The organism is Xanthomonas albilineans (assembly GCF_002939705.1).
GTDB lineage: Bacteria > Pseudomonadota > Gammaproteobacteria > Xanthomonadales > Xanthomonadaceae > Xanthomonas_A > Xanthomonas_A albilineans.
The window spans coordinates 63,117-79,786 of the sequence record NZ_MDCB01000002.1; the positions used below are offsets into that span (position 1 = coordinate 63,117).

General features: G+C 60.9%; 13 protein-coding genes. 8 read left to right on the forward strand and 5 right to left on the reverse strand.

Annotated elements, in window-relative coordinates; all coding sequences use genetic code 11:
• The first annotated feature begins 44 nt into the window (after nt 1-44).
• Nucleotides 45-1,010 carry a protein translocase subunit SecF gene (secF, locus tag XalbCFBP2523_RS01810; RefSeq protein WP_012916414.1) on the forward strand — a complete coding sequence of 322 codons (966 nt, stop codon included), beginning with the start codon at nt 45-47 and terminating at the stop codon, nt 1,008-1,010.
• Between the two features lie 284 nt (nt 1,011-1,294).
• On the opposite strand, the gene XalbCFBP2523_RS17315 is transcribed toward secF, so the two are convergent.
• Together XalbCFBP2523_RS17315 and XalbCFBP2523_RS01820 are read right to left on the reverse strand one after the other, a co-directional pair.
• On the reverse strand, nt 1,295-3,460 hold the full coding sequence (locus XalbCFBP2523_RS17315) for a methyl-accepting chemotaxis protein (RefSeq protein ID WP_045765926.1): 2,166 nt from the start codon (nt 3,458-3,460) through the stop codon (nt 1,295-1,297).
• A gap of 512 nt (nt 3,461-3,972) precedes the next feature.
• Nucleotides 3,973-4,800 carry an inositol monophosphatase family protein gene (locus XalbCFBP2523_RS01820; RefSeq protein WP_012916412.1) on the reverse strand — a complete coding sequence of 276 codons (828 nt, stop codon included), beginning with the start codon at nt 4,798-4,800 and terminating at the stop codon, nt 3,973-3,975.
• A gap of 120 nt (nt 4,801-4,920) precedes the next feature.
• Between XalbCFBP2523_RS01820 and XalbCFBP2523_RS01825 the strand changes: the two genes are divergently transcribed.
• On the forward strand, nt 4,921-5,679 hold the full coding sequence (locus XalbCFBP2523_RS01825) for an RNA methyltransferase (protein WP_012916411.1): 759 nt from the start codon (nt 4,921-4,923) through the stop codon (nt 5,677-5,679).
• Between the two features lie 483 nt (nt 5,680-6,162).
• On the forward strand, nt 6,163-7,440 hold the full coding sequence (locus XalbCFBP2523_RS01830) for a lytic murein transglycosylase (RefSeq protein ID WP_012916410.1): 1,278 nt from the start codon (nt 6,163-6,165) through the stop codon (nt 7,438-7,440).
• A 194-nt stretch (nt 7,441-7,634) separates the two neighbouring features.
• Here XalbCFBP2523_RS01830 and epmB read toward each other — a convergent pair whose 3' ends face one another.
• Nucleotides 7,635-8,672, reverse strand: coding sequence for an EF-P beta-lysylation protein EpmB (gene epmB, locus XalbCFBP2523_RS01835; protein WP_045756910.1), 1,038 nt, complete (start codon nt 8,670-8,672; stop codon nt 7,635-7,637).
• A gap of 99 nt (nt 8,673-8,771) precedes the next feature.
• On the opposite strand from epmB, the gene efp reads away from it, so the two are divergent.
• The 5 genes from efp to XalbCFBP2523_RS01860 all read left to right on the forward strand — a co-directional run bounded on the left by efp (nt 8,772) and on the right by XalbCFBP2523_RS01860 (nt 13,165).
• Nucleotides 8,772-9,338, forward strand: a complete 567-nt coding sequence (gene efp / locus XalbCFBP2523_RS01840; RefSeq protein WP_012916408.1) for an elongation factor P — start codon at nt 8,772-8,774, stop codon at nt 9,336-9,338.
• Nucleotides 9,339-9,619: 281 nt separating this feature from the next.
• A complete protein-coding gene (locus XalbCFBP2523_RS01845; protein WP_012916407.1) occupies nt 9,620-10,957 on the forward strand; it encodes a TRZ/ATZ family hydrolase in 1,338 nt (445 codons plus the stop codon).
• Nucleotides 10,958-11,005: 48 nt separating this feature from the next.
• Nucleotides 11,006-11,746 (forward strand): bifunctional 2-polyprenyl-6-hydroxyphenol methylase/3-demethylubiquinol 3-O-methyltransferase UbiG, encoded by a 741-nt coding sequence (ubiG, locus tag XalbCFBP2523_RS01850; protein WP_045765925.1) that lies wholly within the window; start codon nt 11,006-11,008, stop codon nt 11,744-11,746.
• Nucleotides 11,733-12,440: a phosphoglycolate phosphatase gene (locus tag XalbCFBP2523_RS01855; RefSeq protein ID WP_045765924.1), complete on the forward strand. Its 708-nt coding sequence runs from the start codon at nt 11,733-11,735 to the stop codon at nt 12,438-12,440. The genes ubiG and XalbCFBP2523_RS01855 overlap by 14 nt, the downstream gene beginning before the upstream one ends.
• Before the next feature lie 20 nt (nt 12,441-12,460).
• Complete coding sequence (locus XalbCFBP2523_RS01860; protein ID WP_045766742.1) at nt 12,461-13,165, forward strand: isoprenoid biosynthesis enzyme family protein; 705 nt, start codon at nt 12,461-12,463, stop codon at nt 13,163-13,165.
• 110 nt (nt 13,166-13,275) lie between these two features.
• Here the strand turns inward: XalbCFBP2523_RS01860 and XalbCFBP2523_RS01865 are convergent, their stop codons facing one another.
• Nucleotides 13,276-14,973 (reverse strand): glycoside hydrolase family 28 protein, encoded by a 1,698-nt coding sequence (locus XalbCFBP2523_RS01865; protein ID WP_045765923.1) that lies wholly within the window; start codon nt 14,971-14,973, stop codon nt 13,276-13,278.
• An 11-nt stretch (nt 14,974-14,984) separates the two neighbouring features.
• A complete protein-coding gene (locus XalbCFBP2523_RS01870) occupies nt 14,985-16,253 on the reverse strand; it encodes a putative acyl-CoA thioester hydrolase (RefSeq protein ID WP_080928118.1) in 1,269 nt (422 codons plus the stop codon).
• Nucleotides 16,254-16,670 lie beyond the last annotated feature (417 nt).

The following is a 16,670-nucleotide window of genomic DNA, read 5'->3' on the forward strand; positions in this document are numbered from 1 at the left end:
GCGCCGGCCGGCGCGGGCTCCAAAAAAACGCAGAGCGGCATCCTATGAAAATCTTCCCGCTTCACCTGATCCCGAACGACACCAAGATCGACTTCATGCGCTGGCGGCACCCGACCTTGGCGCTGATGGTGGTGCTGGCGCTGGCCTCGTTGGGCGTGATCTTCGCCAAGGGCTTCAATTACGCGTTGGAATTCACCGGCGGCGCGCTGGTGCAGACCAGTTTCCAGAAAACGGTCGATGTGGATCAGGTGCGCGCGCAGTTGGCCAAGGCCGGCTTCGAGAACGTGCAGGTGCAGAATGTCGGTAGCGGTAACCAGGTGGTCATCCGCCTGCAGCCGCAGGGCGAACACAATAACGAGGACATCACCAAGAACTTGGCCGAACAGGTTCGCAAGGCGGTGACGACGCCGGAGAATCCGGCGACGGTGCAGCCGGGCGAATTCGTCGGGCCGCAGGTCGGCAAGGACCTGGCGTTGAATGGCGTCTATGCGACGGTGTTCATGCTGATCGGTTTCCTGATCTACATCGCGTTCCGTTTCGAATGGAAATTCGCGGTCGTGGCCAGCATGACCGCGTTGTTCGATCTGCTGGTGACCGTTGCGTATGTCTCGGTGACCGGTCGCGAGTTCGATCTCACCGTGCTTGCCGGTCTGTTATCTGTGATGGGTTTTGCGATCAACGACATCATCGTGGTGTTCGATCGCGTGCGCGAAAATTTCCGCAGCCTGCGTGTGGAGCCGACCGAGGTGTTGAATCGTTCGATCAATCAGACCCTGTCGCGCACGGTGATCACGGCGGTGATGTTCTTCCTGTCGGCGTTGGCGTTGTACTTGTACGGTGGCGCATCGATGCAAGGTTTGGCGCTGACCCACATGATCGGCGCGGTGATCGTGGTGGTGTCCTCGGTGATCGTGGCGGTGCCGTTGTTGTCGATCGGTCCGTTCCAGGTCACCAAGCAGGATCTGTTGCCGAAGGCCAAGGACGTGGAGGCGCTGGCGCGCAGGCCGTAAGCTGGGCACCCGTGACGGGCCGGAGCGCGAGGAATGCGCGATTCTCCTGTTGTCGTCAGTTTGCAAGAGCCGCGCGAATGCGCGGCTTTTCTTTTGGGTGCAGGGTCACAGTGCCTGTTGAGGTGTCATGTGTGGTGTGACGGCGGCGACCGATGTGCCCACGCAGTGCACATTGTCTGTAGCGGAGAGGGTCAAGGTGCGAGTGCCTTCCTGTGTCCTTGCAGCGGCGCGCTGCGTTCTCCCCTGAAACACGGGGCCGGCCAGGGCCGCCCCGTGCGTGTTGATCAGGAGACAACGTGTATGGCAGGGGACACGTGTGAGGTGACGCGCGCCACCATCTTTGCCACTGTCGGATAGGTTTCGCTTTGCACATGGAACTGTCCGACGATCTCGACCAACTGGTTTGCCTGCTGTTCCATGGAGCGTGCTGCGGCGGTCGCCTCCTCGACCATCGAGGCGTTTTGCTGGGTCGCTTCGTCCATTTGGGTGATGGTCTTATTGACTTGCTCGATCCCAGCCGACTGTTCCTGCGAGGCCGCGGAGATCTCGCTCATGATGTCGGTGACGCGCTGTACCGAGGCCACGACCTCCTGCATGGTCGTGCCTGCGCGGGCAACCAGGACCGAGCCTTCGGCGATGCGGTTCACCGAGTCGTCGATCAGGTCCTTGATTTCCTTGGCGGCATTGGCCGAGCGTTGTGCGAGGGTGCGTACTTCGCTGGCGACCACAGCGAACCCGCGGCCTTGTTCGCCGGCACGTGCCGCTTCCACCGCTGCGTTGAGTGCGAGAATATTCGTCTGAAAGGCAATGCCGTCGATGACGCCAATGATGTCGGCGATGCGCTTTGAGGAGGATTCGATACCACTCATCGTGGTGACGACTTGGCCGACCACCTGGCCACCTTGCGAAGCGACCGATGCGGCGCTAACCGCCAACTGGTTGGCCTGGCGTGCATTGTCGGCGTTCTGCTTCACGGTGGAGGTGAGTTCTTCCATCGAGGCGGCGGTTTCCTCCAGGCTGGCGGCCTGCTGTTCGGTGCGGTGCGACAGGTCGTTGTTGCCGGTGGCGATCTCGCTGGCGGCGCTGTCGATGCTCGTGGATGCTTTTTGGATGCGACCGACCATTTCGGTCAATTGCCCGACTGTGGCGTTGGCGTCGTCGCGCATGCGTGCGAAAACGCCGTGGAACTCTCCCTGCATTTGTTGGGTGAGATCGCCGGCGGCGATCGCACGTAGCAACTGCGACAGCGCCGCCAGATTCGTCTCGGTGCCAGTCATCATGTGATTGAGGTTGGTCACCATGGAACGGAAGGCATGGCGAAAACGCGTTTCTTCGCCGCGACGGGAGAAATCGCCCTGCGCGGCCGCGCGGACCAGCAGATCGATCTCGCTGTTGATCGCACCCAGGTTGCTTTTCACCTTGTACATGGTCTCGGTCAGGATCGCCATTTCGCCCTGGAATTGCTCCAAGTCGCCGCTCAGGTCGCCCTCGGCGTATTCGCCCATCAGTGCGATCACCCGCTGATTCACATCAATGTGGCGATGCACCAGCGCATTGGCGTCGCGCACCATGCGTCCATAATCACCTGGAAAGTGTGTCTCGTTCATGCGGAAGCTGATTTGTCCGGCTGCGTGATGGTCTGCCATCTCGGTCTGTGCCTGGATCACTGCGCGCAACTGCTCTTGCATCTGTCGCATGTCGTTCAGTAGCGATGGCGATGTCGCATCGAGTTCCACGTCCCGCGACAGGTCGCCATTGGCGATGCGGCGGACGACCTCGGCAGCATAGGCTGGCTCGCCACCAAGCTGGCGCATCAGACTGTTGCGGACCAGTAGGCCAAGCGATACCGCAGCCAGAATGCCGATCAGCATGCCGCCGATGTTGGTCCACTCGCCCGTCCGCGCACGCGCCTCGCTTGCGGCTCGGCGCACTTTCAACAATCCTTGCTCGGTGTCTTCGTAATGCCTGATACTGTCCCGCAGTGTATCCATCTGCTGCTTGCCTTGCGTGTTGAGCGTTGACAGACTGGAGGTGCTGCCGCTCGCGTTGCCACGGATCTGATCGATTGTCTTTTCCTGGATTGCGAGGAATTGTTCGTAGGACTGCGCGATTGTTTGCAGACGCGTCTGCTGCATCGGGTTGTCTGCGGTCAACTGTTTGGATTGCTGCAATTGCGTGTCGAATTCGCGTTTTCCCAGTTCGAACGGCTCAAGATAGGTGGGGTCCTTTGTGAGGCCGAAGCCACGCGCGCCGCTTTCGATATTGAGCAGGCTCAACAGCATGTGGTCGCCCATGGTGATGACCTGATAGGTATGCGCGTCCATTGCAGCGGCTGCGGTAAACTTGCGGAACCCGATCAGGCTGGCGATGCCGACCAGCAGCAGCATGGCGATCACGCCGCAGAAGCCGATCGCCAAGCGTTTGCTGACGGTAAGATGATTGAACGACATTTGGTAAAATCTCCGGAACGGAAGGTGCGAGCTACCGACTGCGTGATCGGGATGAGCCGGCAACGCGGTGTCGGGTGAGCGCTGGTGGGGAGGCGAGGCTATGGGCAAAGGCCCGCACCGATATCGACCATCTATTGCTAGTCTTGAGGCAGACTATCGATGACTGCCATCGGCGGTTAAGCGGCACCTGACGTATTGGTGTGATTTCGGAGACGTATCCATCATTCTCTGGATGCATGCCGATCGGTTTCTACGCACCCGGCGATCATTTTTTCGTGAAATTTTGATGTCAATCTTGTGGCGCATGTTCGCCATGACTGCGGTGCAATCGGAAGAAGGCGCTTTGTTGGCATATCCACGCGTTACACCGCCTTGTCCGCAAGCGCTTCGTGTCAGGACCGGTCGATATGGCGCCGATTGTGCGCATGTTGGAAACAAAAAAGCCGCGCAATCGCGCGGCTTTCGGTTTTCTGAGGGGGGCTCGGTTCTCCGGTTCCCTGCACCTGGTTTTTTTAGAGCTTGGCGTCGAACTCGCCGGCATACCCGCTGTTGACGATCAGCTTCTGTAGCGCGTCGCTGACCTTGAGATTACCGGCGACAATCTGGAATTGAGGGGCGCCGCGGTCGTCGATGCGGCCTGGCGTGGCGCCCTTGAAGTCGGTGACGCGACCGCCGGCTTCGCGCACCAGCAACACGCCAGCGGCGATATCCCACGCTTTTACGCCGGCCTCGAAATAGGCATCGGCACGACCGCAGGCGACATAAGCTAAGTCCAATGCGGCCGAACCGGTACGACGGATGTCCTCGGCTTGCACCATCAACGCGTCCACGCATTTGAGCTGCGCGCTGGTGCGCTTGCGTTCGCGTGGGGCGAAGCCGGTATTGACGATGGCGCCATCGAGTTCCTTGCGTTCGCTGACGCGGATGCGGCGGTCGTTGAGTACCGCGCCGTTGCCGCGGCTGGCGGTGAACAGCTCGTTGCGCAGTGGATCGAAGATCACCGCATCGATCGGCTCGCCGTTTTCGACCAAGGCGATGGACACGCAATAATGTGGGAATCCACGCAGATAGTTGCTGGTGCCGTCCAGTGGATCGATTACCCACATGTAGCGACCGCCGCCCTGTACGCCGCTTTCCTCGCCCATCACGCCGTAGTCTGGGTAGGCGCGGCGCAGTTCCTTGACGATCACCTTCTCCGCATCGGCATCGACTTCGCTGGCGTAGTCCATGCGGTCCTTCTGCACCACGTTCAGTGCCTCGAGACGGTTGATGTGGCGCAACAGCACGTTGCCGGCGAGACGGGCGGCCTTGACCATGACGGTAACGACGGGTTTTTGCACGGCAACGGTTCCCCGAAAGGGCGGAGGTAGGGCTGAAGGAGGAAAAGAGCACTCCGGCGCGAAGGCCGGCTGCACAGTTTACCATCTACGCCCCCATTCGCTTCCCTCTGCTGCGCTGCCATGACCGATCCTGCCCGCATTCGCTTCGTCCTAGTGGGAACCCAGCACCCAGGCAACATCGGTGCCGCGGCGCGGGCGATGAAGACCATGGGCCTGGCACGGCTGGTGTTGGTGGCGCCGGAATGCAGCGTGGACGTCGACGCTTACCGGCGTTCGGCTGGCGCCGAAGACGTGTTGCAACAGGCGCCGGTGTTGCCGACGCTGGCCGATGCGCTGGCCGATTGCCGGCTGGTGTTGGGTTGTACTGCGCGGAGTCGCCGGGTCGCGTTGCAGGAATTGTTGCCCGCGGACGCCGCGCAGCGTCTGGCGGCGACAGTGGCCGATGCGGCCGAGGTGGCGGTGGTGTTCGGGCGCGAACGCACCGGCTTGACCAACGAGGAACTGCAACAATGCCATGCGGCGGTGCATATCCCCTCCGACCCGGCGTTCAGTTCGCTCAACCTGGCCGCGGCGGTGCAGGTGTTGGCCTATGAAGTGCGGCTGACCCAGTTGCGCAGCGAGGCCGCCGTGCCCGCTGCGGCGCCTGGGTTGCGCGAAGCGCCGGCCAGCCACGCGCAACTGGAAGGCCTGTTCGGGCAGTTGGCCGAGACTCTGGATGACATCGATTTCCACAAGGGCCGCGCGCCAGAGTCGGCGATGCGCAAACTGCGTCGTTTGTTTCTGCGCAACGCGCTCAGCGAGCAGGAAGTGCGGCTGTTGCGCGGGGTGCTGTCCGACGCGCAGCGTATGGCGCGCCTGGCGGGGCAGAGCAAGCATTAATTGCCGTGCCGTCGTGACCCCTGCCAGTTGATTTGTTGCGCGCGTCCAGCGTGCCGGCGTTTGGGGTCGGCACCAGGCGGTGCAATATAGTGCAGCACGGGGTAGCAATGTCGTTTCCCGCCTTCGCCTTTCGCTGGAGCCTTCTCGCCTCTATTCGTGGATAACGGGTTGTCTACTTTTTTGTAGTGTTCAGTTCCAGCACCGGCGCGGCATTGTTGGGGGGGGGCGGGGTGTACTGTCTGAACTGCACCAGACTGGACTTGAGCCGGCTCAGGCGTGATAACAAGGAGGGCTTGAATAAGTCAGGTCTTCCAAAATCAATGATTTGTGCCAAAAACAGGGGGGATGGGCTTGTTCGTGCCTTCCCTAAGTGGGATAGATTGCCCAAGAGTTGTTCAATAAAAGTACGGCTGCAATACTTTTATCCAAGGAACACGAGGACTATGCTGAATTCGCATCCCCTCACTGCAGGTATCGCTAGCCATGATTATGCCTTCGCGTATTTTGCGTTTATCGTTCTGTGTCAGCGTATGTGTGGTTGCCACCAGTGCAGCAGCGCAAACCACAGATCCCGAAACAGCCTCATTCTCCCCAACCACCGCCACCGCGCAACAAAAACCCTTACCCACTGCCAGCTTCGAACAGTGGCTTGCCGATTTCCGCCAGCGTGCGCTTGCCGCCGGCATCGAAGCAACCACGCTGGATAAGGCATTCGCTGGCGTCACACCCGATCCATCGGTGCAGGCACTGGATCAGCAGCAACCCGAATTTACCCTTGCTCTGTGGGACTATCTCGATGGCCGTATCACACCTTCCATCATCCAGAAAGGACAGCAACTGCTGAAGAGCAATCACGCTCTCTTTCAGAAATTGAGGCAGCAGTACGGTGTGGATCCGGGCATACTGACCGCCATCTGGAGCATGGAAAGCGAGTACGGCAAAAATATCGGGGACCTTTATGTGATCCGCTCGCTGGCGACGCTGGCGCATGAGGGGCGGCGCACCACATATGGCAACACGCAACTGCTTGCGGCCTTGCAGATTCTACAGACGGAAAAAGGCATTGATCGCTCGCGGTTGATTGGCTCGTGGGCCGGCGCCATGGGGCAGACGCAATTTATTCCGACCACCTATCGCGAATACGCCGTCGACGAGGATGGCGACCATAAACGGGATGTCTGGAATTCCGATGCGGACGCTTTGGGTTCTGCGGCGAATTATCTCAAGCAGAGCAATTGGACCCGCGATATTCCTTGGGGCCAGGAGGTCCATCTGCCAGCCGGCTTCGACTACGCGCAAGCCGACCTGACGATCAAGAAAACCGTAGCCGAATGGCTGCGCCTGGGGGTGAGGTGTGCTGGCAAACCGATTGCGGGCGCACTGGCTCAGCAGCAGGCATCGGTGCTGTTGCCCACCGGGTACCGCGGCCCGGCGTTTTTGGTGTTCGACAATTTCCGCAGCATTCTGCGCTACAACAGTTCCAACGCCTATGCCTTGGCGGTCGGTTTGCTGGCCGATGGCTATGCGGGCGGTGCCGGGGTAGAGCACTCATGGCCCAAAGATGATCCTCCGCTCAATAGCGTGGCCGAGATCACCGAGTTGCAGAAGCGGCTGAACGAAAAGGGATTCGACGTAGGCAGCGTCGACGGTACGTTGGGGCCGCGAACTCGTCAGGCAATCCGTGCATTCCAGCGCAGCCAGCAATTGCCGCAGGATGGTTACGCTAGCACTTCGTTGCTGGCGCGTCTGCGGGCCCTCTAATCGGCGCTGTATGCCGGAACCAAGCCGGAGGCTTTGGAGGGTCTGCAGGAATTCCATGAAAAGTTCTTGGCTGATAGCGAGTTAGCTCGCTTTTGGCTCTTTTCTGCACGAATCCTTGCCGACCCTCTATGCGGGCAATTGAGACAGGTCTTGGGCGTAGTTGCGGTGCGCCAGGTGCGCGGCGATGGTACCGATCAGGGCATCAGCGGGCGCTTGCTGCTGTCGCCGGGGATTTCGCGCACCAGCTTCGGTACCAAGTAGCCGGATAGCCGCGAGGCCAGCGCTCGATGCAAATCCAATGCGGTGGCATCGTCCACTTCGAAATGGGCCACGCCCTCGACCCGGTCCAACTGGTGCAGGTAATAGGGCAGCACCCCGGCGGCGAAGCTGCGTTCGCTCAGTTTGGCCAGTGCCTCCACGGTGTCGTTGACGCCGCGCAACAGCACCGCCTGGTTGAGCAACTGCGCGCCGGCATCGCGCAGGCGCGCCAGCGCGGCATCCACCGCAGCGTCGAATTCGTTGGCATGATTGGCGTGGATTACCACGGCCAGCGGCCAGGGCAGGGCGCGTAGCCACGCCAGCAGTGGGGCATCGATACGCTCGGGCAATACCACCGGTAGCCGACTATGCAAGCGCAGGCGCTTGATCTGCGGTAACGCCGTGAGCGCCTCGGTCAGTTCGACCAGTTTCGGCGTGGCCAGTGAGAGCGGATCGCCGCCGGACAGGATCACTTCCTCGATGCTGGGATCGGCGGCGATGGCTGCCACCGCATCGCGCCAGCCATCGCGTGCGGCGCTCTCCTCGGCATAGGGAAAGTGGCGGCGGAAGCAATAGCGGCAGTGCACCGCGCAACTGCCGGTCGCCACCAGCAGGGCGCGGCCGCGATACTTGTGGATGACTCCATCGGCCTTTTTCGCTGCGCCGTCCCCCACTGCATCCAGGGCGAAGCCCGGCACCCGGTGCAATTCGGCATCCAGCGGCAGCACCTGACGCAGTAGTGGGTCGTGCGGATCGCCATGCCGCATCCGTGCGACGAAGCCGCGCGGCACGCGCAGCGCGAACTGCGTCGCCGCCTCGGTGGAAATGCCCAGTCCCTGCGGATCCAGCCCCAGCAGTGCCAGCAGTTCGTGCGGATCGCGCACGGCGTCGCGCCAAATCTGCTGCCAGCGTGGCGATGCGACGACGGGGGGGCTCGGTGACGGCTGCATCGAGGGTAGGGCTGCGGTTATCATAGGCGGTCATCAAACGAGTGCCCGCCGCTGTGGCGGGGCGTCCATTCTATCCGGCCGGCCGCCGAACGCGGCGGGTTTGCCTTACCCGAGGAGTTTCAGATGGCCAGCTATGGCATGAACGATGTCAAGAACGGGATGAAGATCCTGGTCAACAGCGAACCGGCGATCATCACCGATACCGAATACGTGAAGCCGGGCAAGGGCCAGGCCTTCACCCGGGTCAAATATCGTTTCATCAAATCCGGGCGCGTGGTCGAAATGACCATGAAGGCCACCGACAGCGTGGAAGCGGCCGATGTGGTCGATACCAACATGCAGTATCTGTATACCGATGGCGAATACTGGCACTTCATGCAGCAGGAGACCTTCGAGCAGGTGCAGGCCGACAAGGCCGGCGTCGGCGATGCCGCCAAATGGATCAAGGGGGAGGAAGACTGCGTGGTGACGTTGTGGAACGGTACCCCGATCCAGGTCACCCCGCCGAATTTCGTCGAGCTGAAGATCGTCCAGACCGATCCGGGCGTGCGTGGCGATACCTCTGGCGGCGGCGGCAAGCCGGCCACGCTGGAGACCGGCGCGGTGGTGCGGGTGCCCTTGTTCGTTGGCCAGGACGAAGTGATCAAGGTCGATACGCGCTCGGGCGAATATTTCTCGCGCGTCAAGTAAGCGTGTCCGTGCAGGGGCGCAGCGTGCGTCCCCTGGCTGGGCGGCCGGAGCGGTGTTGTACCCGGTCTGGCGCGCGGTGCAAACGGCGGCCTGTGGCGCATCCGTGCGCAATTGGAAGGCGCGATTTGCCGGCTGTGCTGGCGCGCGACGCCCCCCCAACCGGCCAGGTCCGCTATTGCGCGTGGCAGACGCTATGCTAAGACGGGCAAGGCGATTGTCCCGTCGCCCTCGACAAGGCGCCATTTCAGGCGCTGCCACCTTGATGCCTGCCAAGACGCACCATGACCGTCCCCACGATTGAATCCTGCGACCTGCTGATCGAAGCCGGTTACGTCATCCCGATCGAACCGCATGCTGTGGTTCTGGAGGACCACGCGGTCGCGGTGCGCGGCAGCGAGATCCTCGCCGTGCTGCCCACCGCCCAGGCGCGCACGCGCTTCGCCGCCGCACATACCGTCTCGCGTCCCGATGCGGCGTTGCTGCCGGGCTTGGTCAATGCGCATACCCACAACCCGATGACGCTGCTGCGCGGTATCGCCGACGACCTGCCGTTGATGGTGTGGTTGCAGCAGCACATCTGGCCGGTGGAGACCGCGGTGATCGGCCCGGAGTTCGTTGCCGACGGTACCGTGCTGGCGATCGCCGAGATGCTGCGCGGTGGCACCACCTGCGCCAACGAAAATTACTTCTTCGCCGATGTGCAGGCCGCGGTGTACAAGCGGCACGGCTTCCGCGCGCGGGTCGGTACGGTGATCATCGATTTTCCCACCGCCTGGGCCAAGACCGCCGACGAATACTTCGCCCGCGCCTGCGAGGTGCACGATCAATGGCGCGACGATCCGCTGGTCGGCATCGCCTTCGCCCCGCATGCGCCGTACACGGTGAACGATGTCAACTTCGAGCGGGTGCGCATGCTGTCCGACCAGCTCGATGTGCCGGTCCACCTGCACACGCACGAGACGGCGCAGGAGATCGCCGATTCGCTTAAGCAATACGGCCAGCGTCCGCTGGCGCGGCTGGACCGGCTCGGCTTGGTCAACGACCGCCTGATCGCGGTGCACATGACCCAACTGACCGACGCGGAGATCCATCTGTGCGCCGAGCGCGGTGTCAGCGTCGTGCATTGCCCCGAATCCAACCTCAAACTCGCCTCCGGTTTCTGCCCGGCTTGCGCGCTACAGCGCGCCGGGGTGAATCTGGCGATCGGCACCGATGGTTGCGCCAGCAACAACGATCTGGACATGTTCAGCGAGAACCGCACGGCAGCGCTCCTGGCCAAGGCGGTTGCCAATGACGCCACCGCGCTGGATGCGGCCAGCACGCTGCGTGCGGCGACCCTGGGCGGCGCGCGTGCGCTGGGTTTCGGCGATAAGATTGGTTCGATCGAACCCGGCAAGCAGGCCGACCTGATCTGCGTGGACTTGTCGGCCTTGGAGACCCAGCCGTTGCACAACGTACTCTCACAGCTGGTGTATGCGGCTGGCCGGCAGCAAGTGAGCGATGTGTGGATCGCCGGCCAGCCCAAACTGACGCAGCGGGTGTTGGTGGACATGGACGTCGAGGCACTGCTCGCCAATGCGCGGGAATGGCGCGAACGTATCCGCAGCGTGCGCGCCTGACCTGTTTTTCCCGTGCCGCGCAGTGCGTGGCCCTATCGAGATGCCGTCATGATCGCTCCCGTCGCCAACGCTTCCGCCAATTTCGATCAGGCCGAACTGGACAAGTTCGGCGCCCTTGCCACCCGCTGGTGGGATGCCGACGGCCCGCAGAAGCCGCTGCATGTACTCAATCCGGTGCGCCTGCGCTATGTCGCCGAGCGGGTGCCGCTACGTGGCGCCACTGTGCTGGACGTGGGCTGCGGAGGCGGCCTGCTCAGCGAGGCGCTGGCCAAGGAAGGTGCACAGGTCATCGCCATCGATCTGGCACCGGAGCTGATCAAGGTGGCGCGGCTGCATCGGTTCGAATCCGCGGTCGAGGTCGATTACCGGGTGCAGTCGGTGGAGGAGCTGGCGGCGACGCAGCCGGCCAGTTTCGATGCGATCACCTGCATGGAGATGCTCGAACACGTGCCGGATCCGGCGGCAATCGTCGCTGCATGTGCACGCTTGCTTAAGCCGGGTGGCCAACTGTTCCTGTCTACCCTCAATCGTACCCCGGCCGCGTTCGCACTGGCTATCGTCGGCGCCGAATACGTGGCGCGTCTGCTGCCCGCCGGCACTCACCGCTATCAAGATTTCATCAAGCCGGCGGAACTGGCCGCCTGGTTGCGCCAAGTGCAATTGCAGTTGCGCGATGTCACTGGCCTGCGCTATGAGCCATGGCGCAACCGCGCGCGTCTGTCCACTCGCACCGAAGTCAACTATCTGGCCTGCGCGGTCAAGCCGGACGCGCTGGATGCGCAGCAGTAGTCAGCTACCGCCGCGCCGTGGGTTCCCGCGCGCGGTGCTCTTCGATCTGGACGGCACCTTGCTGGATAGTGCGCCGGACCTGCTGGCCGCGACCAATGTGCTATTGGCCGAACATGGTCGTGCCGCTCTGACGTTGGAGCAACTGCGACCGGTGGTGTCCAAAGGCGCGCGGGCGATGCTCTGTGTCGCCTTCCCGGACCTGGCCGCCGATGTCCGCGATGCGCTGATTCCGGCGTTCCTGAGCCACTACGAGGCGCTGATCGGCCGTTATTCGTGTCCGTTCGATGGGATCGCCGGGTTGCTGCAACGGCTGGAGGAGGCTGGTAGCATTTGGGGGATCGTCACCAACAAGCCCGAGTTCCTGGCCCGGCTGATCCTGCCGCAACTGCACTGGGAGCAGCGCTGTGCGGTGCTGATCGGCGGCGACTCGTTGCCCGAGCGCAAGCCGCATCCGCTGCCGCTGCAGGTCGCCGCGCAGCGGCTAGCGATGGCGCCGCAGGATGTGGTCTACGTCGGTGACGATGAGCGCGACATCCTCGCCGCGCGCGCCGCCGGCATGGCTTCGGTGGCGGTATTGTGGGGTTATCGCCTGCACGACGACGAGCCGTTGGCCTGGCGTGCCGACGCGCTGGTGGCCGACCCGCTCGATCTGTACACGGCTGCAGCGTGGCCGCTGGCTGCGCCGTCTTCCTGATTTTCCGGATCCTCGATCGCATGAGCAGCTCGTCAGCACTGGAGGCTTTTCTCGACAAATGGCACCGCCGTTGGCCGGAATGGGCCGTGGCCGAGACCTTTGTGCCTGCCCCTCATCGCGTCCGCGCCGTGGCCTGGTTCGCCTTGCTGCAGGAGTTCGACGACATCCTCAACATCGCGGGCGATCCGCTGCCGGCCGATGCGAAGCTGGCATGGTGGGGAGAAGAATTACGCAGTTGGGCCGGACGGCGCTCGCGGCATCCGTTGGGGCGGGTTCTGGAACCGGTCGATGCGCCTTGGGCGCAGTTAGCCGATGCGCTGCTGACCTTGCCGGATTCGCGCGCCGCCGCTGCCGATGTGGCGCATGCGCTGGAACGCCTGCAACCGTTCGCCCAGGCGGTGGTCGCGGTCGAGCGTGTGTTGTTCGATGCCGTCACCGATGGCGCCACCGGCCCTGTCGCGGCCCAGGTGTTGGCGCAGCGGCTGGCCGAGGCCGGCATTGCCGCGTTGCCGTTGTCGCTGCGCAGTGGCGAGGAGGTGCAGGCGCAACAGCGCTGGGCGCAGGCCATCTTGCAGCGCTGGCCGCAGCGCGTGCAGGGTGCGCGCCCACGGCGCATCGTTTCGACGTTGGCGCGGGCACGGCTTGCACAGCGTGCACGCCTTAGACGCTCCTCGCCGAGCGCGATGTCCACACTATGGCGTGTCTGGTGGGCGGCTCTGGGATGAGGGTGGAACCCAGGACCCAGCGCATCCGCAGCGACCATATCGAAGAACGCAGCGCTGGCATTGATGGCTCCAGCGCTGCGGGGTGACGAGAACGGTGCGAGTTGGATCGATCAGATCGGTGAATCGGGCAACACGCTGCTGTAGGTGACGAAAGCGTTGCTGCAGTCCAATGGCGTGCCTTGTCCAAGTGTGCCATTCAACTGCACATCGTACTGCTTGGAGGGCGATAGCAAACTGGCGAAGCTGACCGGCCCGCCGGTAAAACTGAAGTGAGTGGCCGCCGGATTGGCGTTCGGTCCACCATTGTGAGGGAAGGCGAAGGAGACATTGCCGCCGTCGATTACGACATTATCGAGGGAAATCGTGATTGGATAGGACACATTTTTTCCCATGTAGCCGTAGAAATTCAATTGACCAGCGCCTAAATTGCTCAAGCCCAGCGAGTGCACGTTGTGCAAGGTGATTCCATTGAAACGCGGATAAGAGGCGCTTTTGGCGCTGCTCGCCGGCTTGCTGTAGAATGCGTCGAACACCAGTGGGTGTGCCACGCTGCGCATGCAGACATTCTCGAACAGTACATCGGAAACCTGTCCGCCGCGGGTGCTGTCGGATTTGATCCGTAGGCCATTACCTGAGGTACTGTCTTTGTTTGGATTAAAGGAATTTAATCCGTCGATGCTTAGGTTGCGCACCACGATATTGTTTATGCCGGAGTCGGTCTCGCTACCTAGCGACATACCATGGCCATAATAAAAATGGTTATTGACGAAGGCCATATATGTTGACGGAATATTTGATGAGTCAGTGGCATGAGCTTTGATGGCGACGTGGTCGTCGCCGGTGCTGATATAGGAATATGCCAATAGGACATTCTTGGATTGGCCTGGATCGAAGCCGTCGGTGTTTTTGACGTTTTCCGGAGTGAAGCAAGTGGCAGGCGTTTGCATATCCGGCGTGGTGCCGGCTGGGCAGTTATAGCCTGGTTGCGTATAGACCAGACTCGGGCTGAGGATCTTCAGGCCCCAGGCGGTCATGCCTGTTACATTGTTGGTGAGGACGTGGAAATTCGGCGAGTTCTCCAGGGTTAACTGATACATGACGATATTGCTGCTGTTATCGATTTGCAGTAGACGCGGCGCGTGCTGGATGAGTCCCTGGCTCACGGTCTGATAGGCTACATCCCACCAACTACGCTTGCCCGCGTTTGGGCCTGAGGTCAGGACGCTGCCGCCACGCCCGTCGATCTTGCCGTCGCCGACGATGCCGTTGCCACTGAGCGAGTTGCCGTAAATGAGTGGTTTGCAGGTTTTGGTTTTGTCGCTATTTGCGGTGCCGCAACTCCCTACGCCGGTATCGTAATCTTGTGGGTTGCGCGAGGCGAATAAGGTGACGCCCTCGTCGATCCATAGGGTCACCCCGCTCTTGAGGGTCAGCGGGCCGGTAAGGAAGCCGGATTCGCCATAGCTTCCCTGTGCCAGTTTCACCGCACTGCCGACGGGGCAGTCGTTGATGGCATCCTGGATGCGCAACGTATCCGGTGCCGAGTAGGTAGGGTCAGCATCGATGCTGTCCAGCGAGCCATTGAGCGGTTGCAGCGTTGCGTTCAATGTCGTGCAGACGTTCGACGGAAGCTTTGGTTCGTCGATAGTTCCCCAGGCGGTCACGATAGAGCTTGTATTGTCTTGGTCTTGGTATGGTTTTTTTCGTGTTGGATGCCCATGGAGTGAGGTCGCACCGGCATGGAGTGAGAAGAATACGAGTAGTGGTAAGCCGTATACGGACAAAGAGGATGAAGTTGTAGTTGTCATTAGTGAGTTTCTCAGAAAGAAAGATGGGCAGCATATGTGTCGGCTTGCTGACTGGAACGGCCGCCGCTTCGATTCGACCGATATCCGTGGGGATGATGGCAATCGGCACTGCCTGGGCCGCTGTTGGAATATTCGTAGAAACGGTTTGCGGAATAGGTGCAGCTTTCACTGCAATAAGGGCGTTTGGCAGTAGAGTTGCTCCATGGCGCGTCTTTGCGTATATGCGCGCCGAGTATCGAATTGCGGATTGTCAATTGTCCATTGGGTGATTTGCCATTGAAATAGTTGGGAAGATTGGGGGTGCTCTGGTCCCAGGCGCGGCCAAGATAAATAGTGTTGCCGACGGCATCACCGACGACGTCGAAGATGCTGTCGATGACAAGAAAACCGTATGGGTTGCCGGGATGGGTGCTTGGAGCGAATAGATAGGCTTTGCCGCTGCCGTTCAAACGTCTGGCATCATAGCGGATAATGCTGTGGTAAAAGACTGCGATACCTGCGCCGAAGATGAAGTCGGTGTCGCCTTGTACCACGCTGTCCTTGAAGTATGTGCGTTTCACCAATGTTGTGTCGACGGGGCCGACCAGCAGAGTGTCCTGATTGCCCAGTACCGCGATTTTTTCGAAAACCGCCTTGTCGCCGCGTACGGCCAGGGCGACCGCCGATTGGTTGGTGCCTGGGTAGGTGCCTTCCACATAATCGTTGGCGAAGGTCAGATTGCGCGCCTGGAATGCGTCAGTGCTTACTGTGAATGTGGCGCTACCGAAAGTGCCAATGACGGCCGCATCGGCATTGCTAGCGCATGGAGTGGTGGGAGTGCCGACTGGTTTTGGCGTCAGATTGGCATTGTTGAAGGTGATTAGCGTGTCGCTGGGGGTTTGGCCCATGCCGAACAGCGTGATCGGCGGCGCCGTTTCAGGGATGCATACCACTTCTCTGTAGACCCCTGGTTCGATGCCGATGTAGCGGCGCATTGTGCCTCCGTCCGCCACTGCCTTGTCCACCGCTGCCTGAACACTGGCGAATGGTGCGGAGCCGTCGGCAGCGACGTGATAGCTGGGGCTCAGCAGTGCCACGCCCGCGCTTGGGTTCCAATTGTCGGTGACCATCGAACCGATCTTGCCGGCTCGGGCAAGATAGGTGGAGGCCGTATAGTTCTTCGCATCGGCGTTGCTTAATTGCGGTCTGTCGGCAGTGCCTATCAACTTTTGTGCATTGCAAGCGAGGGGCTGAAAAAGCGCCAGTAATGCATAGGCGTACAGCCAAGTTGGAAGTCGCATATGGATTTTCTCTTTCAAGAAGATGGATTTTTTCTCAAAGGGGGTGTGGGGGGTATGTCGAAATTTTTATGCGGATTTCCATTGCGCATAATGATAAGTTCTGTTTTGTATTTCCGATGATATTTTATAAAAAAATATGGGAATATAGATGGTGAAATTTCGGGAGTTTCCGTGTCGCGGTCAATAATTCGGATAGATTACTCGCCGTAATCTTGCTGGTTGCTGAGTGCGGCTGTGTTGATGGTTGTGTCGCCGCGAGTTTTGTCATTGGCATGTGTCATGCGTATTCCATTCATGCAAGAATGCTTGCATCGTATTGTTATTATTGGAATGGAGATATTTTTAATATTGTGCTGGCTCGATCAGTGAGGGATTATGCTGTCGCCAGTATGATCAATGGCGTGAGTCCGATCACAA